Annotated in this window: 25 protein-coding genes and 1 riboswitch; of the genes, 11 read left to right on the forward strand and 14 right to left on the reverse strand. The window is 68.2% G+C overall.

Going from position 1 to position 25,100, the window contains the following annotated elements; translation table 11 throughout:
- The first annotated feature begins 25 nt into the window (after positions 1-25).
- The 3 genes from EGM71_RS02390 to EGM71_RS02400 are packed head-to-tail and all read left to right on the forward strand — an operon-like array spanning position 26 to position 2,468.
- On the forward strand, positions 26-1,090 hold the full coding sequence (locus tag EGM71_RS02390; RefSeq protein WP_188487571.1) for a class I SAM-dependent methyltransferase: 1,065 nt from the start codon (positions 26-28) through the stop codon (positions 1,088-1,090).
- Positions 1,087-1,788, forward strand: coding sequence for a pseudouridine synthase (locus tag EGM71_RS02395; protein ID WP_188487573.1), 702 nt, complete (start codon positions 1,087-1,089; stop codon positions 1,786-1,788). The genes EGM71_RS02390 and EGM71_RS02395 overlap by 4 nt, the downstream gene beginning before the upstream one ends.
- Positions 1,785-2,468: an HAD family hydrolase gene (locus EGM71_RS02400; RefSeq protein WP_188487575.1), complete on the forward strand. Its 684-nt coding sequence runs from the start codon at positions 1,785-1,787 to the stop codon at positions 2,466-2,468. The genes EGM71_RS02395 and EGM71_RS02400 overlap by 4 nt, the downstream gene beginning before the upstream one ends.
- Before the next feature lie 39 nt (positions 2,469-2,507).
- Here the strand turns inward: EGM71_RS02400 and fabB are convergent, their stop codons facing one another.
- On the reverse strand, positions 2,508-3,716 hold the full coding sequence (fabB, locus tag EGM71_RS02405; RefSeq protein WP_164119384.1) for a beta-ketoacyl-ACP synthase I: 1,209 nt from the start codon (positions 3,714-3,716) through the stop codon (positions 2,508-2,510).
- Entirely contained in the window at positions 3,716-4,231 is a 516-nt protein-coding gene (fabA, locus tag EGM71_RS02410) for a 3-hydroxyacyl-[acyl-carrier-protein] dehydratase FabA (RefSeq protein WP_100439752.1), read from the reverse strand. The genes fabB and fabA overlap by 1 nt, the downstream gene beginning before the upstream one ends.
- A 191-nt stretch (positions 4,232-4,422) precedes the next feature.
- On the opposite strand from fabA, the gene dinB reads away from it, so the two are divergent.
- Positions 4,423-5,517 (forward strand): DNA polymerase IV, encoded by a 1,095-nt coding sequence (gene dinB / locus EGM71_RS02415; protein ID WP_188487577.1) that lies wholly within the window; start codon positions 4,423-4,425, stop codon positions 5,515-5,517.
- A 64-nt stretch (positions 5,518-5,581) separates the two neighbouring features.
- On the opposite strand, the gene EGM71_RS02420 is transcribed toward dinB, so the two are convergent.
- From EGM71_RS02420 to EGM71_RS02430, 3 genes are all read right to left on the reverse strand, one after another.
- Entirely contained in the window at positions 5,582-6,136 is a 555-nt protein-coding gene (locus EGM71_RS02420; RefSeq protein ID WP_188487579.1) for a hypothetical protein, read from the reverse strand.
- A 151-nt stretch (positions 6,137-6,287) separates the two neighbouring features.
- Positions 6,288-7,199 carry an MBL fold metallo-hydrolase gene (locus EGM71_RS02425; RefSeq protein WP_188487581.1) on the reverse strand — a complete coding sequence of 304 codons (912 nt, stop codon included), beginning with the start codon at positions 7,197-7,199 and terminating at the stop codon, positions 6,288-6,290.
- Positions 7,200-7,290: 91 nt separating this feature from the next.
- Positions 7,291-7,929, reverse strand: a complete 639-nt coding sequence (locus EGM71_RS02430) for an NAD(P)-dependent oxidoreductase (protein WP_188487583.1) — start codon at positions 7,927-7,929, stop codon at positions 7,291-7,293.
- A 108-nt stretch (positions 7,930-8,037) separates the two neighbouring features.
- Here EGM71_RS02430 and EGM71_RS02435 point away from each other — a divergent pair, with 108 nt between their 5' ends.
- From EGM71_RS02435 to gph, 3 genes are all read left to right on the forward strand, one after another.
- Entirely contained in the window at positions 8,038-8,967 is a 930-nt protein-coding gene (locus EGM71_RS02435; protein WP_188487585.1) for a LysR family transcriptional regulator, read from the forward strand.
- Complete coding sequence (locus EGM71_RS02440; protein WP_188487587.1) at positions 8,964-9,755, forward strand: class I SAM-dependent methyltransferase; 792 nt, start codon at positions 8,964-8,966, stop codon at positions 9,753-9,755. Before EGM71_RS02435 ends, EGM71_RS02440 begins: the two co-directional genes overlap by 4 nt.
- Positions 9,756-9,818: 63 nt before the next feature.
- Entirely contained in the window at positions 9,819-10,475 is a 657-nt protein-coding gene (gph, locus tag EGM71_RS02445) for a phosphoglycolate phosphatase (RefSeq protein ID WP_188487589.1), read from the forward strand.
- Between the two features lie 255 nt (positions 10,476-10,730).
- On the opposite strand, the gene btuB is transcribed toward gph, so the two are convergent.
- Complete coding sequence (gene btuB, locus EGM71_RS02450) at positions 10,731-12,572, reverse strand: TonB-dependent vitamin B12 receptor (protein WP_188487591.1); 1,842 nt, start codon at positions 12,570-12,572, stop codon at positions 10,731-10,733.
- Positions 12,573-12,687: 115 nt separating this feature from the next.
- Positions 12,688-12,910: riboswitch (cobalamin riboswitch) on the reverse strand.
- A gap of 142 nt (positions 12,911-13,052) precedes the next feature.
- Here btuB and EGM71_RS02455 point away from each other — a divergent pair.
- Positions 13,053-13,631 carry a histidine phosphatase family protein gene (locus EGM71_RS02455; RefSeq protein ID WP_032128728.1) on the forward strand — a complete coding sequence of 193 codons (579 nt, stop codon included), beginning with the start codon at positions 13,053-13,055 and terminating at the stop codon, positions 13,629-13,631.
- Positions 13,632-14,186: 555 nt separating this feature from the next.
- Here EGM71_RS02455 and EGM71_RS02460 read toward each other — a convergent pair.
- Together EGM71_RS02460 and EGM71_RS02465 are read right to left on the reverse strand one after the other, a co-directional pair.
- Positions 14,187-14,549 (reverse strand): TfoX/Sxy family protein, encoded by a 363-nt coding sequence (locus EGM71_RS02460; protein WP_188487593.1) that lies wholly within the window; start codon positions 14,547-14,549, stop codon positions 14,187-14,189.
- Positions 14,546-15,028, reverse strand: coding sequence for a GAF domain-containing protein (locus EGM71_RS02465; RefSeq protein WP_005407940.1), 483 nt, complete (start codon positions 15,026-15,028; stop codon positions 14,546-14,548). Before EGM71_RS02465 ends, EGM71_RS02460 begins: the two co-directional genes overlap by 4 nt.
- Before the next feature lie 68 nt (positions 15,029-15,096).
- Between EGM71_RS02465 and bioD the strand changes: the two genes are divergently transcribed.
- Positions 15,097-15,786, forward strand: coding sequence for a dethiobiotin synthase (bioD, locus tag EGM71_RS02470; protein WP_188487595.1), 690 nt, complete (start codon positions 15,097-15,099; stop codon positions 15,784-15,786).
- 66 nt (positions 15,787-15,852) lie between these two features.
- On the opposite strand, the gene EGM71_RS02475 is transcribed toward bioD, so the two are convergent.
- The 4 genes from EGM71_RS02475 to msrB form a co-directional block, all read right to left on the reverse strand.
- A complete protein-coding gene (locus tag EGM71_RS02475) occupies positions 15,853-17,301 on the reverse strand; it encodes a PLP-dependent aminotransferase family protein (RefSeq protein ID WP_188487597.1) in 1,449 nt (482 codons plus the stop codon).
- Positions 17,302-17,502: 201 nt separating this feature from the next.
- The gene (gene msrA, locus EGM71_RS02480) at positions 17,503-18,240 is read right to left on the reverse strand and encodes a peptide-methionine (S)-S-oxide reductase MsrA (protein WP_188487599.1); all 738 of its coding nucleotides are present in this window, start codon (positions 18,238-18,240) and stop codon (positions 17,503-17,505) included.
- 14 nt (positions 18,241-18,254) lie between these two features.
- Positions 18,255-20,024 carry a cytochrome c biogenesis protein DipZ gene (locus EGM71_RS02485; protein WP_188487601.1) on the reverse strand — a complete coding sequence of 590 codons (1,770 nt, stop codon included), beginning with the start codon at positions 20,022-20,024 and terminating at the stop codon, positions 18,255-18,257.
- A 2-nt stretch (positions 20,025-20,026) separates the two neighbouring features.
- Positions 20,027-20,602: a peptide-methionine (R)-S-oxide reductase MsrB gene (gene msrB, locus EGM71_RS02490; RefSeq protein ID WP_188487602.1), complete on the reverse strand. Its 576-nt coding sequence runs from the start codon at positions 20,600-20,602 to the stop codon at positions 20,027-20,029.
- A 144-nt stretch (positions 20,603-20,746) separates the two neighbouring features.
- Between msrB and EGM71_RS02495 the strand changes: the two genes are divergently transcribed.
- Both EGM71_RS02495 and EGM71_RS02500 read left to right on the forward strand, forming a co-directional pair.
- Positions 20,747-21,466 (forward strand): response regulator transcription factor, encoded by a 720-nt coding sequence (locus tag EGM71_RS02495; RefSeq protein ID WP_188487605.1) that lies wholly within the window; start codon positions 20,747-20,749, stop codon positions 21,464-21,466.
- Entirely contained in the window at positions 21,463-22,932 is a 1,470-nt protein-coding gene (locus EGM71_RS02500; protein WP_188487607.1) for a sensor histidine kinase, read from the forward strand. The genes EGM71_RS02495 and EGM71_RS02500 overlap by 4 nt, the downstream gene beginning before the upstream one ends.
- Here EGM71_RS02500 and EGM71_RS02505 read toward each other — a convergent pair.
- The gene (locus EGM71_RS02505; protein ID WP_188487609.1) at positions 22,929-24,275 is read right to left on the reverse strand and encodes an ATP-binding protein; all 1,347 of its coding nucleotides are present in this window, start codon (positions 24,273-24,275) and stop codon (positions 22,929-22,931) included. The two genes, EGM71_RS02500 and EGM71_RS02505, sit on opposite strands and share 4 nt — an antisense overlap.
- On the reverse strand, positions 24,272-24,961 hold the full coding sequence (locus tag EGM71_RS02510; protein ID WP_010484092.1) for a winged helix-turn-helix domain-containing protein: 690 nt from the start codon (positions 24,959-24,961) through the stop codon (positions 24,272-24,274). The genes EGM71_RS02505 and EGM71_RS02510 overlap by 4 nt, the downstream gene beginning before the upstream one ends.
- Between the last annotated feature and the right edge of the window lie 139 nt (positions 24,962-25,100).

Consider the following 25,100-nt stretch of genomic DNA (forward strand, 5'->3'; position numbering starts at 1 on the left):
CCTCACGCTTGAAGTACCCGCGCCGATGGCCTCCAGCGACGACGCCCCCCTGCAGACCCTGCTCCTGCCGTTCTCCCAAGGCGCCCTGCGCTGGCCGGAGGGCCCGGTGGCCTTCCTGCGTGCCCGCGATGGCTGGCCGTTGCGCGAAGCGGCCGGCAACCGCGAAGTGCACTGCGAACAGAGCTTCGCCCCGTTCGCGCAGCCGCTGCAGCAGGCTGCCGGCTGGACCGTCAGTGGCCAGCTGGATGATGTGGCCGGCAAGGGCCGTTACCCGCTGGTGCTGGTGCTGCCACCGCGCCAGCGTGAAGAAGCCCGTGCGCTGTTCGCCCGCGCGCTGGCGCTGGTCGCCGAAGGCGGCCGTATCGTTGCCTGCCAGTCCAACAACGAAGGCGCGCGCTCCGGTGAGGGCGACCTCAAGCAGCTGACCGGCCTCGGTGGCTGCCTGACCAAGAACCACTGCCGCGTGTACTGGACCGCCCCGCTGCAGGGCCAGCACGACGCCGACCTGGCCAAGCGCTGGTCGGCGCTGGATGCGGTGCGCCCGATCGTGGGCGGCCGCTTCCTCAGCCGCCCGGGTGTGTTCGCCTGGGACCGCATCGATCCTGCGTCGGCGCTGCTGGCCGAGCACCTGCCGGCCGACCTGGCCGGCCGCGCCGCCGACCTTGGCGCCGGCTACGGCTATCTGTCGCGCGAGCTGCTGGAACGCTGCCCGAAGATCACCGCGCTGGACCTGTACGAGGCCGAGCAGCGTGCGCTGGCCCTGGCCGAGCTGAACCTGGCACCGCCGCCGCGCGCGCTGCCGCTGCGCTTCCTGTGGCAGGACGTCACCGCCGGCATCGAGCCGGGCTACGACGTCATCATCAGCAACCCGCCGTTCCACACGCCGTCGCGTGCCGATCGCCCGGACATCGGCCAGCGCTTCATCGCCGTAGCCGCGCAGGCGCTGCGCCCGGGCGGGCGCCTGTACGTGGTGGCCAACCGCCACCTGCCGTACGAGCACACCCTCAACGACAGCTTCGGTGCGGTGCGCGTGGTTGCCGAGCGCGACGGCTTCAAGCTGGTTGAAGCAGTGAAGGGGAAGGGCAAGTGAAGCTGGTCAAGCACATCGCCAACCTTGGCTATGGCAGCCGCAAGCAGGTGCAGTGGATGTTCCGCGAAGGCCGCGTCACCGACGCCGATGGCGAGGTGCTGTACGCCGACGACCAGGTGCCGCACGAGGCGATCCATGTCGATGGCGAGCCGCTGGACCCGCCGGTGGGGCTGTCGATCGCGCTGCACAAGCCGGCCGGCTACACCTGCTCGACCAAGGACACCGGTCGCTTGATCTACGACCTGCTGCCACCGCGCTTCCGCGACCGCGATCCGGTGCTGTCCACCGTGGGCCGCCTCGACCGCGAGACCAGCGGCCTGTTGCTGCTGACCGACGATGGCGGCCTGCTGCACCGGATCATCTCGCCGAAATCGAAGCTGCCGAAGGTCTACGACGTCGAGTTGAGCGACGACCTTCGCGGCGACGAGGTAGCGCTGTTCGCAAGCGGCACGCTGATGCTGGAGTCCGAGAAGACGCCCCTGCTGCCGGCTGAACTCGAAGTGCTGGATGCGCGTCACGCGCGCCTGGTGCTGCACGAAGGTCGTTACCATCAGGTACGCCGCATGTTCGCCGCCACCGGCAACCACGTGCAGGCCCTGCACCGCAGCCGCGTCGGCGGGCTGGACCTGCAGGGACTGGACGAAGGGCAATGGCGGCAGCTCACTTCCACCGACCTGGATACGCTGTTCGCTCCATGACCACCATCGCTGCGCTGCCGTTCCTGCCCGACGCCGTCATCTTCGACATGGACGGCCTGATGATCGACAGCGAGCGGGTCTCGCTGGCCTGCTGGAGCGAGGCCGCCGACGAATTCGGCTTGGGCCTGGACGAGGCGGTGTTCCTGCGCATGGTCGGCCTGGGCGACCGCGATACGCACGCGCTGTTGCGCGCGCAGGGCATCGAGGACAGCGTGATCGACGCGGTGGCGGCACGTTGCCATGAGCTGTACGAAGCACGCACCCAGACCGGGCTGCCGCTGCGGCCGGGCATCCTGGAGCTTCTGGAGCTGCTGAAGGCGCATGCGATTCCGCGTGCAGTGGCGACCACCACGCGGCAGCCGCGCGCCAACCGCAAGCTGGCTGCTGCCGGCCTGCTGCCGTACTTCGATGCCGTGATCACCAGTGGTGACGTGGCGCGGCCAAAACCAGCGCCGGACATCTACCTGCTGGCCGCGCAGCGGCTGGGCCAGGTGCCCGCGCGCTGCCTGGCGCTGGAAGACTCTCCGGCCGGCACGCGCGCCGCACTGGCCGCGGGCATGACCGTGATCCAGGTGCCGGACCTGGTGCATCCGGATGAAGAGCTGCGCGCGCTGGGCCACCGCATCGTCGGCTCGCTGGTGGACGCGCACGCACTGCTGTTGCCGTTGTTGCCGAGGTAACCGGTAGGTGCCGACCGTGGGTCGGCACACCTGCCCCCATCACACCCGCCCGAACACCAGCGCGGCGTTGGTGCCACCGAAGCCGAAGCTGTTGGACATCACCGTATCCAGCTTCTGCTCGCGGCTCTCGCGCAGGATCGGGAAATCCACCACCTTCGGGTCCAGCTCGCCGATGTTGGCCGAACCGGCAACGAAGCCATCGCGCATCATCAGCAGGCAGTAGATCGCCTCGTGCACGCTGGCAGCACCCAGCGAATGGCCGGACAGCGCCTTGGTCGAGGACAGCGGCGGCACCGCGTCGCCGAACACTTCGCGGATCGCGTTGAGCTCGGTGACGTCGCCCAGCGGGGTCGAGGTGCCGTGTGTGTTGAGATAGTCCAGCGGACGATCGACGCCCTGCAGCGCCATCTTCATGCAGCGCACCGCGCCTTCACCGGACGGTGCGACCATGTCGGCGCCATCGGAGGTCACGCCATAGCCGATCAGCTCGGCATGGATGTGCGCACCGCGGGCCACGGCGTGGTCGTAATCCTCCAGCACCAGCATGCCGCCACCACCGGCGATGACGAAGCCGTCGCGGTCCTTGTCGTACGGGCGCGAGGCGCTGGCCGGGGTTTCGTTGAAGCTGGTCGACAGTGCGCCCATCGCGTCGAACATCACGCTCATCGACCAGTGCAGGTCTTCGCCACCACCGGCGAACATGATGTCCTGCGCACCGTGGCGGATCATGTCCGCGGCGGCGCCGATGCAGTGTGCCGAGGTGGCGCAGGCGGCCGACAGCGAGTAGCTGACGCCCTTGATCTGGTAGGCCGTGGCCAGGCAGGCCGAGACCGTCGAGCACATCGTGCGCGGCACCATGTACGGGCCGACCTTGCGTACGCCACGTTCGCGCAGCAGGTCGACCGCACCAATCTGCCACTCGCTGGAGCCGCCACCGGAACCGGCGATCAGGCCGGTACGCAGGTTGCTGACCTGCTCGGGGCTGAGCCCGGCGTCGGCGATGGCATCGCGCATGGACAGGTAGGCGAAGGCTGCCGCATCGCTCATGAAGCGCTTCTGCTTGCGGTCGATCAATGCGTCCAGGTCGAGGTCGACACGGCCGCCAACCTGGCTGCGCAGCCCGGCATCGGCATGGTCGGCCAGCAGGGTGATGCCCGAGCGCCCTTCGCGCAGCGCGGCCGATACGGTATCCAGATCATTGCCGAGGCAGGACGTGATGCCCATGCCGGTGATGACAACGCGACGCATCAGAAGCTCCCGGTTTCAGTGAACAGGCCGACGCGCAGGTCGCGCGCGCTGTAGATTTCGCGGTCATCCACGTACATGCGGGCGTCCGACTGGGCCATTACCAGCTTGCGGTTGATGACCCGGCTGATGTCGATCTCATAGCGCACCAGCTTGGCGTCCGGCAGTACCTGGCCGGTGAACTTTACCTCGCCGCAGCCGAGTGCGCGGCCCTTGCCGGGGGCACCCAGCCAAGTCAGGAAGAAGCCGGTCAGCTGCCACATGGCGTCCAGGCCCAGGCAGCCGGGCATCACCGGGTCGCCGATGAAGTGGCAGCCGAAGAACCACAGGTCCGGGCGGATATCCAGCTCGGCGCGTACCATGCCCTTGCCGTGCGGTCCGCCGTCCTCGTGGATGTCGGTGATGCGGTCGAACATCAGCATCGGATCGTTGGGCAAACGGCCGGCGGCGGCGCCGAACAGTTCACCGCGTGCGCTGGCCAGCAGCTGTTCGCGGTTGAACGCGTGGAGACGGGTCATGAAGCACAATCCTGGAAGCGGGGAAACGGGAAAACAAGTTCTCGAGGATGCCCGTGGAAACTGTGCCGATCAAACATTTCAACCGTACGCAACCGTAGTGTTTTCAATGGAATACGCGCATCCTGTTGATGTGCAAAGACCATACTTGGGCGTGTGGCCCGCCCGGCCCGCCCCTGCCTTTTCCGCCTGACATGACCCGACTGCGCAAGATCATCCACGTTGACATGGACGCGTTCTACGCATCGGTGGAGCAGCGCGACGATCCGTCACTGCGCGGCAAGCCGGTGGTTGTGGCATGGCGCGGCGCGCGCTCGGTGGTATGCGCGGCATCGTACGAGGCACGCGTGTTCGGCGTGCGTTCGGCGATGCCGGCAGTGCGCGCCGAACGCCTGTGTCCGGATGCGATCTTCGTGCCGCCGGACTTCGCACGTTACAAGGCGGTGTCACGCCAGGTACGCGAGATCTTCCTGCGCCACACCGACCTGGTCGAGCCGTTGTCGCTGGACGAGGCCTACCTGGACGTGACCGAGCCGAAGAGCGGCATCGAACTGGCCACCGACATCGCCCGCACGATCCGCACCCAGATCCGTGAGGAAACCCACCTGACCGCTTCAGCCGGGATCGCGCCGAACAAGTTCCTGGCCAAGATCGCCTCGGACTGGCGCAAGCCCGATGGTCAGTTCGTGATTCCGCCGCAGCGAGTGGATGCCTTCCTGCTGCCGCTGCCGGTGAATCGGGTGCCCGGCGTCGGCAAGGTGATGGAAGGCAAGCTGGCCGCGCGTGGCATCGTCACCTGCGGCGATCTGCGGCAGTGGGCACTGATCGACCTGGAAGAGGCGTTCGGCAGCTTTGGCCGCAGCCTGTACAACCGCGCACGCGGCATCGACGAGCGGCCGGTGGAACCGGACCAGCAGGTGCAGTCGATCTCCTCGGAGGACACCTTTGCCGAGGACCTGCTGCTGGAAGACCTGGGCGAGGCGATCGTGCAGCTGGCGGAGAAGACCTGGAATGCCACGCGCAAGACCGAGCGCGTCGGCCACACCGTGGTGCTGAAGCTGAAGACCGCGCAGTTCCGCATCCTCACCCGCAGCTTCACCCCGGAACGCCCACCGGAATCGATGGAAGATCTGCGCGACATCGCGCTGGCCCTGCGCGCCCGCGTCGACCTGCCGGCGGAGACGCGTTTCCGCCTGGTCGGCGTCGGGCTCGGCGGCTTCCGTGAAAAGGAGGCGGTGGTGCAGGGGGAATTGTTCGAGCACGGATCGAGCGATTCCGCAGGCAATTGATCGTTCGCCAAACAGCTCTCCCACCCGCTCGAACCCGTGGCGCTGACAGCAGCCTGGAGCGCCCCTAGGACTTCTTCAGTTCAATGGGGGCGGATAGAATGCGTCGCGCTTTCTGCTCCTCATCGACATGGGCTCTTTCGAAATCTGTGCTGGGCAGCTCCACAACAATCACACCGCGCTGTCCGTCGATCATGATTCCCTGATGCTTCGGGAAAAGTTCTGCCACCTTTCCCGACGTCACTATCTGCTTCAGTTGCGTCAGAGAGTGGGTTGCCCCGACCGTGAAGCGGTAGGTGATGGTGCCATGGACAGTGCTCACGGTTCGGGATGGCACTGGCTCGGTCCCGGTTAAACGGACCGTCACGATCATCGGATTCTCACTGAAGCTCTTGCCAGCGAAGCGATCAGGCATTCCTTCCAGAATGCGCGCAAGCTCTTCTCCTGCTGCAATTCGAAGTCTGAGCCGCCTGTCGGCTTCTTGGGTGGACAATCCCTCATGCTGCGCAAAGGCTTGAACAACGGGGTCGGTGGAGGGCGTCACCTGTTGAGAGAACGCGGGGGGCGCGGCCAGTACAGTGATGGGCAGCAGGAGTTTGACCAACACACTCTTGATCTTCATCGTGAATTCTCCGTTCCATCGGTTTACTCAACTACGCAATCCATCGTACAGCTGTTGACGTTCAGGCTGGCTTTGGATGTTGAGGGTGCCGGCCAGCGGCCGGCACTACCGCAGGTGCAGGGCGCAGCCCTGCAAAAGAAAACTCCCTACCTCAGGGCCACTGCATCTCGCCCTTGGCCACCTTCGCACTCAGCTCCAGCGATGCCACGCCGTCCAGCTTCGGGTAGCGCGCCTGCATCGCCTTCACCAGCGCCGCACTGTCCTTGGCCTTTGCCGTCTCGACGTCGAACGCGCGGATGTAGTCCGCGGTGAAGCGCAGCGCACTAGCATCCAGTGCCGCACCCGGCGCGTAATGCCCCGGCACCACCACCTTCGGCTTCAGTGCCTGCAACCGCTGCAGGGTCTGCAGCCAGTCGGTGTGCGACTTCGGCGTCTGCGTGTCGGCCATCCACACGTGCTCGCCGGCCACCACCGGAATGCCACCGACGATCGCGCGCAGAGACGGCACCCACAGCACCGTGCGGTCCGGGGTCGGGCCATCGAGGCCGATCAGCGGCAGGCGCTCGCCTTCCAGCTGCAGGGCGTCGCCGTCCAGTACCTGCGGCACCACGATGCGTGCCGGCACGTCGGCGCCCATCTTCGGTCCCCAGTAGGCCAGCTTGCCGGCCTGGGTCTGCTGGATGTGGGCGACGGTCTGCGCGGTGGCGACGATGCGTGCCTGCGGGAACGCGTCCTGCACGGTGGCCAGGCCGAAGTAGTAATCCGGATCGCCGTGGCTGATGTAGATCGTGGTCAGCTGCTTGCCGCTGGCGCGGATCAGCTCGACCAGCTTGCGCGCGTCACTGGCACCAAACTGCGCATCGACCAGGATCGCGTCGTGGCGGCCTTCGATCAGCACCGAGGACACCGAGAACATTGCCTGCGGGCCGGGGTGGAAGGTCTGCAGATGCAGCTGGGATTTCGTCGCCGTGGCGGGCGCTGCGGTGGCCGGCGCGGCCAGCAGCGGCGCACTGGTGAAGCTGGCGGCCAGGGCGAGGGGAAGCAGCAGGGCAGCGGTACGCATCGGAATTCCTTGTGTAGAGCCGAGCCAATGCCCGGCTGCAGGTTCGCGTAGTGCCGAGCGCGGGCTCGGCGCTACAAGGGACGCACGTGGATCAATACGCCGCGGTGATGATCTGCTTCGGATACGCGTGCGCTTCCAGCTCGGCGACGAACGCCGCGCCGTAGTCGGCGTAGCTGATGCGGCTGTGGCCGCTGGCGTCGGCCAGGAACGCCTTGGGCTGCACGCGGTACTGGCCGCGCTCTTCGCCCGGGCCGATCTCGGCGGCCGGCGAGAAGAAGGTCCAGTCCAGGTCATCCGTCGCCTGCAGGCGGTTGAACGCCTCACGGTGGGCCAGTGCGTACGGCTTGTAGGCCTCCGGGAAGGTGGGGGTATCGACCAGATGCACGCCGGGCGCGACTTCCAGGCTGCCGGCACCGCCGACCACGACCAGGCGCGGCACGCCGGCCTTGCGTGCGGCGGCCGCCAGCTGCGCGGCGACGTCGCCCACGCGGCCGATGTCATCGCCCGGGCGCGGGCCGTAGGCACTGGCCAGCACGTCGTGGCCGGCGATGGCGGCGACCAGCGCGTCCTGGTCATCCAGCGAGGCGATCACCGGATGGGCACCGGCCAGCTCGGCCGGGAGGTCCTGCGCGCTGCGCACGATGACGGTGAGTTCGTGGCCGTGGGCCAGCGCGTGGCGGGCGATCTGGCGGCCGATGTTGCCGGTGGAACCAACGAGGGCGATCTTCATGGCAGGACTCCGTGGGGCGGTGTGGGCTGGGAATGGGGCCACTCTAGGCCGCTGCAGTCGATCGAAAAACAGCGTATAACGCGCTTGTTTGTTGCATGGATCGAGCATATGGACCGATTGACCGCCATGACCGTGTTCGTCGAGGTCGCCGAGCGCGGCAGCCTGACCGCGGCCGCCGAGGTGCTGGACATGTCACGGGCGATGGTCAGCCGCTACCTCGCCGAGGTCGAGGGCTGGCTGGGTGCGCGCCTGCTGCACCGGACCACGCGTCGGATCAGCCTGACCGGCCCGGGCGAGGCGGCGCTGGCGCGCTTCCGGCAGATGCTGGCGATCGGCGAAGAACTGCAGGGCGAGCTGGCCAGCGATGATCCCGAGCCGCATGGGACGCTGCGGGTGACCGCCAGCGTGTCGTTCGGGCAGAGCCACCTGGCACGGGCGGTGGCCGGTTTCGTCGCGCGTCATCCGGCGGCACGCATCGAGCTGCTGCTGGTCGACCGCACGGTGAACCTGGTGGAGGAGCGGGTGGACCTGGCCGTGCGCATCGCGCGCCAGATCGACCCCAGCCTGATCGCGCGGCGGCTGGCCACCTGCCGCTCAGTGCTGTGCGCGACGCCGTCCTACCTGCAGGGGCGTGGCACACCGACCGCTCCCGAGCACCTGGCCGCGCACAACTGCCTGACCCACCACTACGTCGGCAAGAGCCTGTGGCAGCTGCACCGCGATGGCCGTTCGTTGTCGGTGGCGGTGGGCGGCAACATCAGCGCCAACGAGGCTTCGCTGCTGCTGGAGGCAGTGCGGGCCGGTGCCGGTATCGCCATGCTGCCGACCTACCAGGTGGCGCCGCTGCTGCGCACCGGCGAGCTGATCGAACTGCTGCCCGAATTCAGCCTGGACGAACTCGGCATTCATGCCGTGTACGCGTCACGACGCCAGCAGCCCGCTATCATGCGGCGATTCCTGGACTACCTGGCCGAGTGTTTCGCCAGCCCGGCCTTCCAGGATCTGGATTGGCGCCCACCGGGCAAGGAGAACACATGAACCATGGACAGGCCTTGATCGACCACAACCGTGCTGCCTGGGACCGCCAGGCCAGCGAAGTGCGCGAATGGTCGCGCCCGGTGGAAAGTTCAACCATTACCGCCGCGCGCGAAGGCCGTTGGCAGGTGCACCTGACCCCACGCGCGCTGCCGCTGGATTGGCTGGGCGATGTACGCGGCCGCCGCATCCTGTGCCTGGCCTCTGGCGGTGGCCAGCAGGCACCGGTGCTGGCGGCGGCCGGCGCAGACGTCACCGTGTTCGATCTGTCCGACGGACAGCTGGAACAGGATCGCAGGGTCGCTGCGCGCGACGGCCTGCAGCTGCGCACGGTGCAGGGCGACATGCGCGATCTGCACGTATTCGCCAACGACAGTTTCGATGTGGTGTTCCATCCGATCTCCAACCTGTACGTACCCGATGTGCGCCCGGTGTGGACCGAATGCCGCCGCGTGCTGGCGCGTGACGGGATGCTGATGGCCAGTTTCTACAACCCGGTGCTGTTCGTCGGTGCGCGTGATCCGCAGCTGGATGCACAGGGTCTGATCCGGCCGCAGTACGCCATTCCCTATTCGGACCTGGAAGACCTGGCGCCAGCCGAGCGCGAGGCAAAGCTGGCGCGCGGCGATGCGCTGACCTTCGGCCACAGCCTGACCGAACTGATCGGCGGGCAGCTGGATGCCGGCTTCGTCATCGATCGCTTCATGGAAGACTGGCAGCCGCAGCCGCGCTTCCTGATCGACCGCTACCTGCCCACGTTCCTGGCCACCCGCGCACGCAGGATCGGCTGAGGCGGAGCTGCAGAAAAAGCGCGGCGTACAATGGACGGCCCCATGTCCTGCAGGTGCCGTCCCTTGTCGTATCCGTATCCGCTGGTTGTATTCGACCTCGATGGCACGCTGGTCGACAGCGCGGCTGACATCGCCGAAGCACTGAACCGCACGCTGGAGGACATCGGCGTGGCACGCGTACCGGAAGCCACGGTGCTGGGCTGGATCGGCGACGGCGTGCGCCGCCTGGTCGAACAGGCCGTGCATGCCGCGGGTTGTGAGGTCGACCTGGCCGAGGTCATGCCGGTATTCATGGTGCACTACCGTGAATGCCTGCTGCGCAGCCCGCGCCTGTTCGATGGCGTGGCCGAAGCGCTGACGCAGCTGCGTGCACGCCATGTGCCGCTGGCGATCTGCACCAACAAGCCCGAAGCGCTGGTGCCGCCGCTGCTGCAGCACCTGGGCATCGGTGATGCGTTCGCGCTGGTGCTGGGCGGCGATTCGCTGCCGCAGCGCAAGCCCAGCGGCGAACCGCTGCGGCACATCGCTGCGCACTTCAGGCTGCCGGTCGACGCCTGCCTGATGGTGGGTGATTCGTTGACCGACTACCGCGCCGCCGAAGATGCGGGCATGCCGATCGCGCTGGTGCGCTACGGCTATCCGCGCGGCCTGGACCTGGCCACCGCGCATGCGGTGGCGGTGATCGACGACCTGCGTGAGTTGCCGGGGTTGCAGGGCTGATGCAACGGATAACTCCGGTCGCCGGCCGGTAACCCGGGCCGACGCATCGGGTAGTGCCGGCCGCTGGACGGCAATCCGGAACGCGTTGCCGAAGGTCATGATGTTGCCGGCCAGCGGCCGGCACTACCATGACCGTCGCGGTCATTTCGGCTGGTAACGCATGCTCAGGTTGGCTGCGGGCATTCGGCTCTACAGTAGATCGACGCCATGCGTCGATGGCATCAGGAGGCGCCGGGCGATGCCCGGCGCGCGCCTTCATTTCGGCTGGTAACGTACGCTCAGCTGGTACTCGCGGCCGGGCTGGTTGAACCACGCCACCGTCTCGTAGCGGCGGTCGAACACGTTGGCGGCACGTGCCAGCAGCGACCACTCCGGCGTCAACGCGTACTCGGCGCGCAGGTCCAGCGTTCCGTAGCCGCCCACCTTCACCGCGTTCGCGGCATCGTCATAGCGCTTGCCCGCACCCTGCACGGTCAGGCCGGCACGGAAGTCGCCGAAACGACGGTCGATGTCCAGGCGCGCGGTCTGCTGCGCGCGGCGCGGTAGCCAGTTGTCGAACTGGGTGCTGCCGTTGGTGCGGTTGCGCGGGTCGGTGTAGCTCAGTTGCGCGTTGATGTCGAAGCCGGCCAACAGGACGCCACCGGTCAGCTCGGCACCGCGGATGCGAGCCTTCTCCACCTGCTGCATTTTCATCGTGGACGCATCGTAGGTGATCAGGTCATCGATGCGGGTTTCGTACACGTCCAGGCCCCAATGCCAGCCCTGGCCCTGCTGTGAAACCCCCAGGTTGGCACTCTTTGACTTCTCCGGCTTCAACGTCGGCACGCCGCTCCACGGGTCGTACAGGTCACTGAAGGTTGGCGCCTTGAACGCAGTGCCGTAGCTGGCATTGACGCGCAGGCCGTGGCCCAACTGCATCGCCCAGCCGAGGCTGCCGGTGGCATGGTTGCCGAACTGCTGGTTGTCGTCGTTGCGCGCGCTGGCCTGCAGCTGGTGGCGGCCGAAGCGGCCCTGGTACTGCACGAATACGCCGGTGTTGCGGCGGCTGTCGACCAGATACCCGGCGCTGCTGCCATCCAGGTTGTCTTCGCTCCAGTCCACGCCGGTGCTCAGCAGCTGGCCTTCGGCCAAGGTGAAGTCACCCTGCAGCGAGGCGCTGTCGCGGTGGGTCTGTGCGCTGCCACGGGCACCGAAGTCGCCGAAGTTGTCCGACTCGTTGTCGCTGCGGCCGACATTGGCGGTGAACGCCAGGCGTTCGGACGGGGTGTAGCGCACCTTGCCGGCCAGCACCTGCTGGCGGGTCTCGGAGTAGTTGTAGTAGCCGTCGTAGTGGTTCTTGCCGTCGGCACGCAATGCGCTGCCTTCCACGTTCCACTGGTCGTTGAAGGTGTAGCCGCCGCGCAGGCTCTTGGACAGGTTGCGGTAGCCGTCGCGGTCGGGTTCATCGGCGAAGCAGCCGGCGAACAGCGCCGCTGAGCCGCGGCAGGCATCGATGCCGTCGGAATGCTGGTAGGCGATGTCGGCGCCGAACCAGCCGCGTTCGGTGCCACCACCGATGCCGCCGCTGGCTTCGCGCAGGCCGTTGCTGCCGCCACCGAGCTGGAAGTGCGGAGCAAAATCGCCCTGGTTGCGGCGGGTGAAAATCTGGATCACGCCACCGATGGCGTCGGCGCCGTACAGGCTGGACTGCGGGCCACGCACGATTTCCACGCGTTCGATCTGCGCCAGCGGCAGGTCCTGGTACATGGCCAGGCCGAGGTCGGCACTGTTGATGCGCACGCCATCGACCAGCACCACGGTGTGGCCCGAGTTGGTGCCGCGCAGGAACAGCGAGCTCTGCTTGCCGAGCCCGCCGGCATTGGTCAGGTTGATGCCGGCACGGCCGCGCAGCAGTTCCTGCAGCGAAGTGGCCTGGCTGGATTCGATCTGCGCGCGGTCGATCACCTGCGCCGGCGCGATGCTGTCCTGCAGGGCGATCGGAGTACGGGTGGCGGTGACCAGGATCTGGTCGAGCGCGGTGGTGTCATCGGCGGCCTGGGCCAGCGCGGGCAGGGCGGCCAGCACGGCCAGGGACAGCATTCGGGACTGCAGCTTCATGGGGGACTCCAGGTGCCACGCACGCCCGCGTGGCGAAGGGGAGGAGCCGCGAAGGCAGGCATGCGCCGACGCCGCAGCGCAGGCCGCGGTCATCCAGCGCCATGCCCACCGCATCGCGACCTGAGGCTTCCTGGCCGGTCTCCGGGCTTGCCGCCGGGTGGCGCGAGGCCACCGTCCAGGCGCCTTCCCATGCCCGTGGCACAGTGGCGTTGTTGCCTGGAACTGGCGTGCTTACCGTTGCGGGGGCAGCGCCGGCATGGCGTGGAATCACGCGTCACCGGCTTCCCGTTTCAACCTGCCGGCCGTGGCCGCAGGTCACCTGGAAGTGCGCGCAGTCTACGGCATCGCAGGCGGCCCGTAGTGTCGAGCGTGCTCGACTGCCTTTGCTGTGCCCTTAGAATGGTCCCTCGATCCCGTGGTGCCGTTGCCGATGTCCGCCCGTTTTCCGCTGTTCCCGCGTTGCCTGCACAGGACGCACGCATGATCCTCGACCTGGTCCGCCATGCCGGAAACGGTCGCGATGAGTTCCTCGATGGCCGCAGCGATCCACCGCAGCTGGCTCGCCTGCCGCAGGAACTGGTCGATGCCTACGCCGCGCAGCCGTGGGAGCGGGTGATCAGTTCGCCACGGCTTCGCTCGCTGCACACGGCGATGGCCCTGGCTACCCCGCGTGGGCTGGACGTGGAAGCGGACGAGGAATGGGAAGAGCTGGATTTCGGCGATTGGGACGGGCAGTCGCTGTTCGACCTGCCGGAGGACGCACTGGCGGCCTTCCATGCCGATCCGCATGCATTCCCGCCGCCGAACGGTGAAAGCTGGGGCCACTTCGAGCGGCGCATCGCGCGCGCGCTGGATCGCCTGCTCGATGATGATGATCCGGTGCCGACGCTGGTGGTCAGCCATGGTGGCCCGCTGCGCATGGTGCTGTCGCAGGTCTGCGGCCTGCCGATGTCGCTGTGCTGGGCACTGCGCATCGACCACGGCACGCGCCTGCGGGTGTGGCTGGAGCGCGGCGAAGTCGGGCTGGTGGGCGAACTGCTGGAGCTGCAGCAGCCGTAACCCATCGGTAGTGCCGGCCGCTGGCCGGCAGCTTCAGGAACGTTGAAAAGACCATGCAGTTGCCGGCCAGCGGCCGGCACTACCGGTGCAGTCAATCCTCGTCCGCGCGCTCGGCCATGCTGTCTTCCGCGTCATCGTCGGCATCGAAGCGCTGCTCATGCACCGGACCCGAAGCGGGGCCGGCCGCCTTCAGCGGATGCGCGGCGATGCGTGCTTCGTAGTGCAGCCGTAACCCATCGGTAGTGCCGGCCGCTGGCCGGCAGCTTCAGGAACGTTGAAAAGACCATGCAGTTGCCGGCCAGCGGCCGGCACTACCGGTGCAGTCAATTCTCGTCCGCGCGCTCGGCCATGCTGTCTTCCGCGTCATCGTCGGCATCGAAGCGCTGTTCATGCACCGGACCCGAAGCGGGGCCGGCCGCCTTCAGCGGGTGCGCGGCGATGCGTGTTTCGTAGTGCAGCCGTAACCCATCGGTAGTGCCGGCCGCTGGCCGGCAGCTTCAGGAACATTGAAAAGACCATGCAGTTGCCGGCCAGCGGCCGGCACTACCGGTGCAGTCAATCCTCGTCCGCGCGCTCGGCCATGCTGTCTTCCGCGTCATCGCCGGCATCGAAGCGCTGCTCATGCACCGGACCCGAAGCGGGGCCGGCCGCCTTCAGTGGATGCGCGGCGATGCGTGCTTCGTAATCCTGCACCAGCGCCTCACGCTGCGGCTCGCTCAGTTCCTGCCAGTGGCAGTCCAGCAATGCGCCTTCCAGCGAGTACAGCAGGTTCAGGCTGGGCTTGAAGCCGGCCCGCTTGACCTTGACGAAGGCGCCGACTGCGCCGATCGCAACCAGGTCCTCGCGGCTGCGCAGGCCGACCTGGCGCAGCCAGGCTGCACTCTTGGGGCCGATGTTGCGCAGCTTCGGCGTGCTCATCCCAGCGCCTCGACGAACACGCGGGCGATGGCTTCCAGGCCGGCCTGGTCATCGGCGTCGAAGCGGCCGACCTTCGGGCTGTCGATGTCGAACACGCCGATCAGTTCATCACCACGCAGCAGCGGCACCACCAGTTCCGAGCGCGAGGCCGAATCGCAGGCGATGTGGCCGGGGAAGGCATCGACGTCCTCTACGCGCTGGGTCACGCGCTGGCTGGCGGCGGCACCGCACACGCCCTTGTCCAGCGGGATGCGCACGCAGGCCGGCAGGCCCTGGAACGGGCCGACCACCAGCTCCTTGCCGTCATACAGGTAGAAGCCCACCCAGTTCAGGTCGGGCAGGGCGTGATAGACCAGTGCCGAGAGGTTGGCCGCGTTGGCGATGCGGTCGGACTCGGCGTAGACCAGGCCACGGGCCTGTTCCAGCAGCTGGGCGTATTGTTCCGGCTTGCTGCCGGTGAGCGAGGCATTGGCGAACATGCCCGCAGTCTAGCAAGCGCGCCGGGCCGGCGATAATGCACGCTCTGTCGCCCTGTTGGAGCCCATCGATGCCGTTGCCCGCTACGCTGCCGCCCGCCCTGTTCGTCACCGGCACCGATACCGAGATCGGCAAGACCGCGGCCAGCACCGCGCTGCTGCATGCGCTGCGCCGGCGCGGCCTGCGCGCGGTGGGCATGAAGCCGGTGGCCAGCGGCAGCGAGGATCTGGGGCAGGGCCTGCGCAACGAGGACGCACTGGCGCTGCAGGCGGCCAGCTGGCCGGTGCCGGACTATGCCGATCTGAATCCATACGCGCTGCGGCAGCCGCTGGCACCGGAGCTGGCCGCTGCCGAGGACGGCGTGCAGGTGGAGCTGGCACCGATCGTGGCCGCGTTCGCGCGGCTGCGCGCACAGGCCGACATCGTGGTGGTGGAGGGTGTTGGCGGCTGGTTGGCGCCGGTCTCGGCCACGCTGGACCAGCTGGACCTGGTGCGAGCACTGCAGTTGCCGGTGCTGCTGGTGGTGGGCATGCGGCTGGGCTGCGTCAACCATGCGCGGCTGACCGCGCAGTCGCTGCAGGCCAGTGGCGTGGAGTGCCTGGGCTGGATCGGCAACCACATCGACCCGGCGATGCAGCGCCAGGACGAGAACATCGCGACGTTGCAGCAGCGCCTGCCGATGCCGTGCTGGGGGCGGCTGCCACATCTGCCGGGTGCGGACGGTGCACAACTCGCAGTGCACCTTGGCGATGGCTGGTAGTGCCGGCCGCTGGCCGGCAACTGCTTCGATCCGGTGAATCCCGATGTTGCCGGCCAGCGGCAGGCACTACCGTGCTGCAGCCGCCAGCTCCCGCGCGATCGCACCCAGCCGCTCCACCGCGCCGATGAAGCGCGCATCCAGCGTCTGGCAGCACGACAGCCGCAGGCAGTGGCGGTAGCGCGCGCCACGCGAATACACCTGGCCGGGCATGAACACGATGTCCTCCTGCAATGCACGCTCGAACAGCTCGCGTGTATCCACGCCGGGCAGTTCCAGCCACAGCAGGAAGCCGCCCTGCGGTTCGGTGGCGCGGGTGCCTATCGGGAAGTGTTCGGCCACCAGCTGGCGCAGCCGTCCCACCTGTTCGCGGTACAGGCGGCGCATGCGATGCAGATGGTGCTCGTAGCTGCCCGCTTCCAGATACGCGGCCACCGCATCGCCGAGCAGCTGCGGCTCGCCGCCGGTGGACTGGAATTTCAGCAGCGCGATGCGTTCGGCGAAGCGGCCGCCATCCAGCCAGCCGATGCGGTAATCCGGCGCCAGCGTCTTGGAGAAACCGCCGACCACCATCACCCAGCCGTCGCGATCGAAGGCTTTCAGCAAGGGTGCCGGCGGTTCGCAGAACTGCAGTTCGGCGTACACCGCATCTTCGATCAGCGGCAGTTGCCGTGCGTTGACCAGCTCGGCCAGGCGCTGTTTGGCGGCAGTCGGCATGGTACAGCCGAGCGGGTTGTGCACGGTCGGCATCACCACCAGTGCGGCCAGCGGCGTGTGCTCCAGCAGCGCATCCAGCGCATCCACATCCAGTCCGAGCTGCGGATGGGTGGGCAGCTCGATGGCCTGCAGGCCGAGGTTGGCCAGCAACGGATACAGGTTGAAGTAGGACGGTGCCTCGATGCCCACCGCATCACCGGGCTGGGTGACCGCGCGCAGCGCCAGCTGCAGGGCCTCCATCGCGCCATGGGTCAGCAGCAGGCGTTCGCTGTGGGTGTGCAGCCCCATGCGCGGGCCACGCCGCACGATCTGCGCCAGCAGCCTTGGCGAGCCATTGGGGCGCGCGTAGGTCTCCACCGTCTGTTGGCCGTGGCGCAGTACCTGCGCGGTGTGACGGGCCAGCTGCGCGCCCGGATAGAACTGGCGCCCGCGCGGGCCGGCGAAGGCCAGGTCGATCACGCCCGGGCGGCGCTGTGCCTCCAGTACCCGGGCCATCAGCACCTGCTGCAGCGGTGCGGTCGGGGCTGAGGGCACATCGCGCAGCGAGCGTTCTGGTACCGACAACCGCGGCGCCACCTCGAAGCCGGCCTTGGGCCGCGGAATGACCAGGCCGGCATCTTCCAGCTGGCGGTAGGCAGCGATCACTGTGTTCAGGCTGAGCCTGCGCTGTGAGGCCATCTGCCGCAGCGAGGGCAGGCGGCTGCCGACCGGAAGGCGTCCGCCGTGGATGGCCTCGGCCAGTTCGTCGGACAGCCGTTGGTAGCGGGGTGGGATCATCGCGCTCTGGTCATCTGTATCCATCGAATTTCCCGCCATCTGGTGCTGTACCCATGATGATGGCGAGCCTAGCATGTCGTTGTCGGCCGGGCCTGATCGGGGCACGGCCGATACTTCCCAAGCGCACGGCTGGATGGCCGTGCGTCTTTTTTAGGTAGTGCCGGCCGCTGGCCGGCAACCCCTGGATCCGCAGCTGCTGGCCAACGGCCGGCACCACCCGGGGCGTCAGCGCATCGGCACCAGCGCCGCGTCGCGCCGGTACAGCGCCGGGAACTGCTTGCCCAGTGCGGCCAGCTTCGGTGCGTCGTAGTAGCGGATGTAGGCCGCCTGCGGGTAGTTCGTCATGTAGTTCTGGTGGTAGCTCTCGGCCGGGTAGAAGCGCTGGCCGCTGACCAGCTGGGTGACGATCGGCGCGCGGTAGCTGCCGGCCTGGCCGAGCTGGGTGATGTAGGCGCGGCTGGCAGCCTGCTGGCGTGCGTCGTCACTGAAGATCGCCGAGCGGTACTGGCTGCCGTGGTCCGGTCCCTGTCGATCGAGCTGGGTCGGGTCGTGCACCACCGAGAAGAACACCTGCATCAGCTGGCCATAGCTGACCTGGCGCGGGTCGTAGTCGATCTTCACGGCTTCGGCATGACCGGTCTGACCACCGCTGACGCGCTCATAGCGCGCGTTGGCCGCGCTGCCACCGATGTAGCCGGACACCGCATTGCTCACGCCTTTCACGTGCTGGAACACGCCCTGCACGCCCCAGAAGCAACCACCGGCGAACACCACGCTGGCATGGGTGGCGTCATCGCGGAACGCGGCGTCGCCGCTGGGCGCAGGTAGCGCCTTGACCTGCGCGCTGGCCTCGACCGGTGCCGCGACCGCGCTGTGGTCGACCAGCAGCACGCCGGTGATCAATGCGGCAGCCACCAATCCGGCGACACCGGCGGCGATGCCCTGTTCAAAGGAGAGTTTCATGGTGTCCTCCCGGTTCAACCGAAGGTGAAGGCGTAGGCCTGCACGCCGGCATCGAGGAATTCGATCTCGAAGCGATGCGGGCCGACCGCGCCGCGCTGGCGGACCAGCTGGTACAGGCGGTGCTCGTCGACCACGCCACTGCCATCGGTGCCGACATCACTGCCGGCATCGGCGGCGGGCAGCGGCTTGCCGTCCAGCCAGACGCGGAAGCGCACTGGCTTGCCGTCCTCGCTCGGTGCCAGCACCAGGTGCAGGTCGCGCGCATGGAACTGGAAGGCAATGCGGCCACCGGCCTGTTGCAGCTGTGCGTCTTCATCGGTGACGGTCCAGCGCCCGGACAGCCCCCACTGGTTCAACGCGAGGGTGGCTGGCAACGTGTAGTCGAACGCAGCGTCGCTGCGCTGCCCGCCGGGCGAGGCGAACTGCTCGGCACGGGCGTGGCCCAGGTAGGTTTCCGGCGAACGCAGGTTGCCCATGTCGGCCTGCGCGGCCACGCCCTTCAGGTCGGCGGCAGCGGGATCGGCCGGTGGCGGCAGATTGGTCTGGCCAGCTTCGGTCAGCAGGCGACGGATCATCTGTTCCGAGCGCGCGTAGTTGCCTTCGCCGAACTGGTGGCCGCGGATGTTGCCCTGCGCGTCGACGAAGTACTGCGCCGGCCAGTAGCGGTTGTTGAACGCGCGCCAGATCGTGTACTGGTTGTCGAGCGCCACCGGGTACTCGACCTTCAGCTGCTGCACCGCCTTCATCACATTGCGTGGGTCACGTTCGAAGGCGAACTCCGGCGTGTGCACGCCGACCACCACCAGGCCGTGGTCGCGGTAGCGGCGTTCCCATTCGTGCACGAACGGCATCGCGCGCAGGCAGTTGATGCAGGAGTACGTCCAGAAATCGACCAGTACCACCTTGCCGCGCAGCTGCTGTGCACTCAGCGGCGGGCTGTTGAGCCAGCCGGTGGCACCGTCCAGCGCGGGCAGGGTGCCTTCCACCGGCAGCGGTGCATCGGCCGCGGCGTTGGCATCGGCCATCATCATCATCGGCGGTGCCGCCGGCTGCGCGCCGGGTACCGCATCCAGCAGGCCTTGCTCGATGCGCGCGGTGCTGACCGTTGAAAGGCGGGTGAGCAGGCCGGTATCCCAGCCCATGCCGATCGCTACCACCGCCAGCAGGGCAGCCACACCCAACACCTTGCGCAGTGCATCGCCGAGGCCAAGCCGCGCCTGCAGTGCACGGAACACACGACCGCCCACCCACACCGCCAGTGCCAGCGCGGTGATCGCGCCCAGCGCATACGCCAGCAGCAGGGTACTGGTACCCACGCTGGCGCCATGCAGGGCGGCGCCGGTCAACACCAGGCCGAGGATCGGCCCGGCGCACGGTGCCCACAGCAGGCCGGTGGCGATGCCGATCAGCAGCGAGGTCCACGCGCCACCGTGCCCCGCGGCATCCGCTGCATCGGCACGCGCGCTCAGGCGGGCACCCACGCGCTGGAATGGCGCCAGCAGATGATCGGCAAGTCGAGGCCACAGCAGGGCGACCGCGAACAGCGCCATCAGCAGCAGGGCGATCCAGCGTCCAACCTGATTGGCCTGTGCCACCCATTGGCTGCCCACCGCGGCCAGGCTGGCGACCACGGTGAAGGTCAGTGCCATGCCCAGCAGCAGCGGTAGCGTGCTGCGCAGGAACGGACGGTCGGCACGCGCGAACACGAACGGCAGCACCGGCAGGATGCAGGGGCTGAGCAGGGTCAGCGCGCCCCCCAGGTAGGCAAGCAGCAACAGCAGCATCGTCAGGCTCCGGAAACAGGGGAAGAACCGACCGGCACCCGCCAGCCGTCGGCAGTGCCGCCATCCGTGGCACCGGGAACGAACACCATCGCCGCACCGTTCATGCAGTAGCGGAGCCCGGTTGGGCGTGGGCCATCGTTGAACACATGGCCAAGGTGGCCGCCGCAGCGACGGCAGTGCACCTCCACCCGCAGCATCCCGAAGGTGACGTCGCGGTCTTCGCCGATGGCGTTGTGCAGCGGCGCCCAGAAGCTGGGCCAGCCGGTGCCGCTTTCGAACTTGGTGGAGGAGGAGAACAGCGGCAGTGCGCAGCCGGCGCAGGCGAAGGTGCCCTGCCGGTGTTCCTTGTTGAGCGGGCTGCTGTAGGGGCGTTCGGTGGCCTGCTGGCGCAGCACCGCGTACTGCGCCGGGGTCAGCTGCTGGCGCCACTGCGCATCGCTGTGCATGACCTCGAACTGTCGCGACGGACGCGCTTCGGCGGCGGCCGGGGCGGCGCGGCTGCAGGCCCCCAGGCCAAGCAGGCCGGCGGCGGTGGCAACACCGCCCAGGCCCAGCAGGTGGCGACGGGACAGGGACATGGCGGACTCCGGGAAGGGGCGACGGGGCCATGCTGCGCCCGCCCGGGTCAACGAATCCTCACGCAGGATTCAATTTTTCGTGAGGTATCGACGGCCGTCCCGCGCCACAATGCGGGCAGCCTCCCCACTGGCCCCGAGCTGCCGATGTCCGCCAAACGTGTCCTGATCGTCGAAGACGATGCCCACATCGCCGACCTGCTGCGCATGCATCTGGGCGATGAGGGCTACGACGTTGCCCACGCTGCCAGTGGCGATGCCGGCCTGCGCCTGCTCGAGCAGGACGGCCCGTGGGATGCGCTGGTGCTGGACGTGATGCTGCCCGGCGTGGATGGCCTGCAGGTGTGCCAGCGTGCACGCGCGATGGCGCGCTATGTGCCGATCATCATCATCAGCGCGCGTGGCAGCGAAACCCAGCGCATCGTCGGCCTGGAACTCGGCGCGGATGATTACCTGGCCAAGCCCTTCTCGATGCCGGAACTGGTGGCACGGGTGCGCGCACTGCTGCGCCGCGCCGAGGCGATGGCGCAGAGCGCGCGCATCGATGCCGGCGCGATCGAACTGGGTGGGCTGCAGCTGGACCCGGTTGCACGCACGGCCTCGGTGGACGGCAGCGCGCTGGAGCTGACCCCGCGCGAGTTCGACCTGCTGCTGTTCTTCGCCCGCCATCCAGACCAGGTGTTCGCACGCATGGAGCTGCTCAACCAGGTCTGGGGCTACCAGCACGATGGCTACGAACACACGGTCAACACCCATATCAACCGCCTGCGCAGCAAGATCGAGCCTGATCCGGCCAATCCGCGGCGGCTGCTGACGGTGTGGGGCCGCGGCTACAAGCTGGTCGACCCGGCCGGGGCGGCGGCATGATCAGGCCGAACCTGTGGCAGAAGCTGGCAGCAGTGATCGCCGCGCTGATGCTGACGTGCTGCATGGCGCTGCTGGCGCTGCAGATGCGTGCCAACACCCGCCACGAGCAGGAGGTGGTGCAGCGGCTGTCGCTGGGCCTGGCCGAGCACATCGCCCAGCGCAGCGAACTGATGGATACCAGCGGCATGCGCGATGCCGCGGTGCGCGCACTGTTCGGCCAGTTGATGGCGGTCAATCCCAGTGTCGAGGTCTACCTGCTGGACGACCAGGGCCGCATCCTCGGCCACGATGCGCCCAGTGGGCACCTGGTGCGCAACCAGGTGGACGTGGCGCCGCTGCGTCGCCTGCTGGCCGGTGCACCGTTGCCGATCCTGGGCGACGACCCGCGCAGCGCCGATGGCCGCAAGGTGTTCAGTGCCGCGCCGTTGATCGTGCAGGGCCGGCCGGCGGGTTACGTGTACGTGGTGCTGGTGGGCGAGCACCGGCAGATGCTGGCCGATGACCTTGCCGCTGGCAGCCAGTGGAACACCACGCTGTGGTCGGTGGTGCTGGTCGGCGGCCTCGGCCTGCTGGCCGGGCTGGTGGCGTTCTACTGGGTGACCCGTCCGCTGCGGCGGCTGACCCGGCGCATCCAGGCCTTCGACATCGACGCACCCACGCCGTTGCCGCCGCCGGAGCCGCTGCGCCCCGGTGAGCGCGACGAGCTGGTGATCCTCGAACACGCGCACGCGCAGATGGCACAACGGCTGGGTGAGCAGTGGCAGCAGCTGCGCCAGCAGGACCTGCAGCGCCGCGAGCTGGTCGCCAACATCTCGCACGACCTGCGCACGCCGTTGTCGTCGCTGCATGGCTACCTGGAAACGCTGGCGTTGAAAGACGCCACGCTGTCACCGGACGAGCGCCGCCGCTATCTCGGCATCGCGCTGGCACAGAGCGCCAAGGTCGGCCGGCTGGCGCGCGCGCTGTTCGAGCTGGCCCGGCTGGAACATGGCGAAGTGCGGTTGGAGTGGGAGGTGTTCGCACTGCCGGAACTGCTGCAGGACGTGCTGCAGAAGTTCGAACTGGCGGCGCAGGCGCGCGGCCAGCAGCTGCACGCGGCATTTCCACCCGGCCTGCCGCTGGTGCGCGCCGACCTCGGCCTGGTCGAGCGCGTGCTGACCAACCTGCTCGACAACGCGCTGCGGCATGCGCCCGACGGCGGCCAGATCGAGGTGCGCCTGCGTGCGACCCCGGACAGCGTGGAGGTCAGCGTGGCCGATGACGGCCCCGGGGTGGCGCCAGCGCTGCGTACCCAGCTGTTCCAGGCACCGGCCGCGCTGGGGGCTCGGCGCGGGGAGAACGGTGGCTTGGGCCTGTTGATCGTGCAGCGCATCGTGCAGCTGCACGGCCGCCACATCGAACTGCGCGACAGCGAGCGTGGCGCGCTGTTCGTGTTTGCCTTGCCGCGTGCGGAACCGGCGGCCTAGCAGGCCGCTTCGCACTCGACGATGCCGCCGGATTCCAGCGGCAGGTGCAGGCGGATACAGGCACCGCCCAACTCCGAATCGGTCACCTCGACGTGGCCACCATGCTTGTCGGCGACCACCTGCACCAGCGCCAGGCCAAGGCCGAAACCGGGGCTGCCCGGGTCCAGCCGGACATAGGGCTGCAGTACCTGGCCGCGCAGTTCGGGCGCGATGCCGGGGCCGTCGTCCTCCACCTGCACGCACAGCCAGCCGTCATTGACCGTGCTGGCAATACGGATCTGCCGGCGTGCGTAACGCAGTGCATTGCCGAGCAGGTTGCGCAGCGCCAGCTCCAGCATGTGCCGGTTGACGTTGACCAGGCCCACCGGCGACAGCGCCTGTTGCACCGGCATTGGCAACGGTGCGAACTGGGCCACCACGCCGCGCACCAGCGCCGCCAGCTGCAGGCGCTGGCGCGTCAGTTGATGGCAGCGACCCAGCGCGGCGTACTCGACGCCGGCATCGGTCAGGTGCTGCAGCCGATCCACATCGGTGCGCAGCCCGCCCAGTGCATCGCGCTGCACATCATCAAGCGCGGTGTCCTCCAGGTCGGCCAGGCCGAAACGCATCCGCGCCAACGGCGTGCGGACTTCGTGCGCCACCGCCTGTGCCAGCACGCGCTGGCTTTCCAGCAGCTGCTGCAGCTGCTCGGCCATATGGTTGAAGGCATTGGCCAGCGGCCGCACCAGCGCGGTACCGGCACGCGGCGCGCGGGTATCCAGCTGGCCGTCGCGCATCTGCCGTGCCGCCTGGGCCAGCTGCGAGACGTCGCGCCACAGCCGATAGACCATCACGTACATCGGCAGTGCCACCGCCACCATCAGGATCAGCAGCAGGATCGCCACACCGGATACTTCGCTGTCCTGCCAACCCTCGTCCGGCAACGCTTCGTCCAGCGGCCCCAGCATCACCGCATAGTCGCTGTCGCCGATCCGCTGCAGGCTGCGCATGTGCTCCAGGTCGATCTGCACGCGGCCATTGTTGAACGGCGGGCGTTGGCTGGCCGGCAACTCCTTCACTGCCTCGGCCAGCGGCACCATGCGCAGCGCGTAGGCGAAATCGGCGTCCAGTTCGCGTGCCAGCACCGGCCACTGGTCGCGCGGGGTTTCGGCGAAGCGATGCTGCAGCAGCGCATGCGTGCCGCGCATCTCGGCCTGCAGTCCGGCTTCGGTGCGGTCTTCCAGCAGGGCATCCCAGGCCCACAGGCCCAGCACGATCAACAACAGGTGGGCGACCAGGAAGCCGATGCCGTAGCGCAGGAAGTGGAAGGCGTGGCCGCGCATCGCCGATGGCGTGCGCTTCATCCCCATGCCGAGCGGCTGAACAGGTAGCCGCGGCCACGGACGGTCTTGATCCGTTCCGGCTGCTCGGGGTTGTCGCCCAGCTTGCGGCGCAGGCGCGAGATGCGGGCATCGATCGAACGGTCCAGGCCGTCGAAGGCGATGCCACGCAGGCCGCGCAGCAGCGCGTCGCGGTCCAGGATCTGGCCGGCGTTGCTGGCCAGCAGGAACAGCAGGTCGAACTCGGCCGTGGTCAGCTCCAGCAGGCCGCCCTGCAGGTGCACGTTGCGGGTGGACGGGTCGATGTTCAGCTCGCCGAAGCGCAGGCTGCCGTCACGCGGCTCGACCCGGCGGTGGCGGCGCAGGTGGGCCCGCAGCCGCGCCAGCAGCACCCGCGGTTCGATCGGTTTGCCGATGTAATCGTCGGCCCCCAGCTCCAGTCCCAGCACCTGGTCGATGTTGTCGGTGCGGGCGGTCAGCACGCAGATGATGCCGTCATAGTGGGGCCGGATCTGCCGACACACTTCGAAACCATCCTGATCGGGCAGGCCGACATCGAGCAGCACCAGGGCTGGCTTCTCGGCCAGGATGCGGGCCACTGCGCGCTCGCCGCTGCGTTCGTGGGCCACCTGGTAGCCATGCCGCTGCAGGTAGTCGCTGACCATCGTTCCCAGGCGGGCATCGTCTTCGACCAGTACGATATCCAGCATTTCCAAGGCCTCCGTGGGCGCAAACGTACCTCCACGGCACGAGCGCGGCGATGCTATCCCAGCCTGCGGGCCGCCCGGGTCCCGGGGGCGGGCGCCATTCAGCCGGGGTTGCTGGCGCACGGGCCGGGTCTCAGTCCCG

It is taken from the genome of Stenotrophomonas maltophilia (assembly GCF_006970445.1).
Lineage (GTDB): Bacteria > Pseudomonadota > Gammaproteobacteria > Xanthomonadales > Xanthomonadaceae > Stenotrophomonas > Stenotrophomonas maltophilia_AU.

Excerpts from the sequence above, each read along its gene's own strand:
- EGM71_RS02390 (WP_188487571.1), top strand. The coding sequence starts at position 26 with ATGGCCTCCAGCGACGACGCCCCCCTGCAGACCCTGCTCCTGCCGTTC.
- EGM71_RS02400 (WP_188487575.1), top strand. The coding sequence starts at position 1,785 with ATGACCACCATCGCTGCGCTGCCGTTCCTGCCCGACGCCGTCATCTTC.
- fabB (WP_164119384.1), bottom strand. The coding sequence starts at position 3,716 with ATGCGTCGCGTTGTCATCACCGGCATGGGCATCACGTCCTGCCTCGGC.
- fabA (WP_100439752.1), bottom strand. The coding sequence starts at position 4,231 with ATGACCCGTCTCCACGCGTTCAACCGCGAACAGCTGCTGGCCAGCGCA.
- dinB (WP_188487577.1), top strand. The coding sequence starts at position 4,423 with ATGACCCGACTGCGCAAGATCATCCACGTTGACATGGACGCGTTCTAC.
- EGM71_RS02420 (WP_188487579.1), bottom strand. The coding sequence starts at position 6,136 with ATGAAGATCAAGAGTGTGTTGGTCAAACTCCTGCTGCCCATCACTGTA.
- EGM71_RS02425 (WP_188487581.1), bottom strand. The coding sequence starts at position 7,199 with ATGCGTACCGCTGCCCTGCTGCTTCCCCTCGCCCTGGCCGCCAGCTTC.
- EGM71_RS02430 (WP_188487583.1), bottom strand. The coding sequence starts at position 7,929 with ATGAAGATCGCCCTCGTTGGTTCCACCGGCAACATCGGCCGCCAGATC.
- EGM71_RS02435 (WP_188487585.1), top strand. The coding sequence starts at position 8,038 with ATGGACCGATTGACCGCCATGACCGTGTTCGTCGAGGTCGCCGAGCGC.
- EGM71_RS02440 (WP_188487587.1), top strand. The coding sequence starts at position 8,964 with ATGAACCATGGACAGGCCTTGATCGACCACAACCGTGCTGCCTGGGAC.
- btuB (WP_188487591.1), bottom strand. The coding sequence starts at position 12,572 with ATGAAGCTGCAGTCCCGAATGCTGTCCCTGGCCGTGCTGGCCGCCCTG.
- EGM71_RS02455 (WP_032128728.1), top strand. The coding sequence starts at position 13,053 with ATGATCCTCGACCTGGTCCGCCATGCCGGAAACGGTCGCGATGAGTTC.
- EGM71_RS02460 (WP_188487593.1), bottom strand. The coding sequence starts at position 14,549 with ATGAGCACGCCGAAGCTGCGCAACATCGGCCCCAAGAGTGCAGCCTGG.
- EGM71_RS02465 (WP_005407940.1), bottom strand. The coding sequence starts at position 15,028 with ATGTTCGCCAATGCCTCGCTCACCGGCAGCAAGCCGGAACAATACGCC.
- bioD (WP_188487595.1), top strand. The coding sequence starts at position 15,097 with ATGCCGTTGCCCGCTACGCTGCCGCCCGCCCTGTTCGTCACCGGCACC.
- EGM71_RS02475 (WP_188487597.1), bottom strand. The coding sequence starts at position 17,301 with ATGGATACAGATGACCAGAGCGCGATGATCCCACCCCGCTACCAACGG.
- msrA (WP_188487599.1), bottom strand. The coding sequence starts at position 18,240 with ATGAAACTCTCCTTTGAACAGGGCATCGCCGCCGGTGTCGCCGGATTG.
- EGM71_RS02485 (WP_188487601.1), bottom strand. The coding sequence starts at position 20,024 with ATGCTGCTGTTGCTGCTTGCCTACCTGGGGGGCGCGCTGACCCTGCTC.
- msrB (WP_188487602.1), bottom strand. The coding sequence starts at position 20,602 with ATGTCCCTGTCCCGTCGCCACCTGCTGGGCCTGGGCGGTGTTGCCACC.
- EGM71_RS02495 (WP_188487605.1), top strand. The coding sequence starts at position 20,747 with ATGTCCGCCAAACGTGTCCTGATCGTCGAAGACGATGCCCACATCGCC.
- EGM71_RS02500 (WP_188487607.1), top strand. The coding sequence starts at position 21,463 with ATGATCAGGCCGAACCTGTGGCAGAAGCTGGCAGCAGTGATCGCCGCG.
- EGM71_RS02505 (WP_188487609.1), bottom strand. The coding sequence starts at position 24,275 with ATGAAGCGCACGCCATCGGCGATGCGCGGCCACGCCTTCCACTTCCTG.
- EGM71_RS02510 (WP_010484092.1), bottom strand. The coding sequence starts at position 24,961 with ATGCTGGATATCGTACTGGTCGAAGACGATGCCCGCCTGGGAACGATG.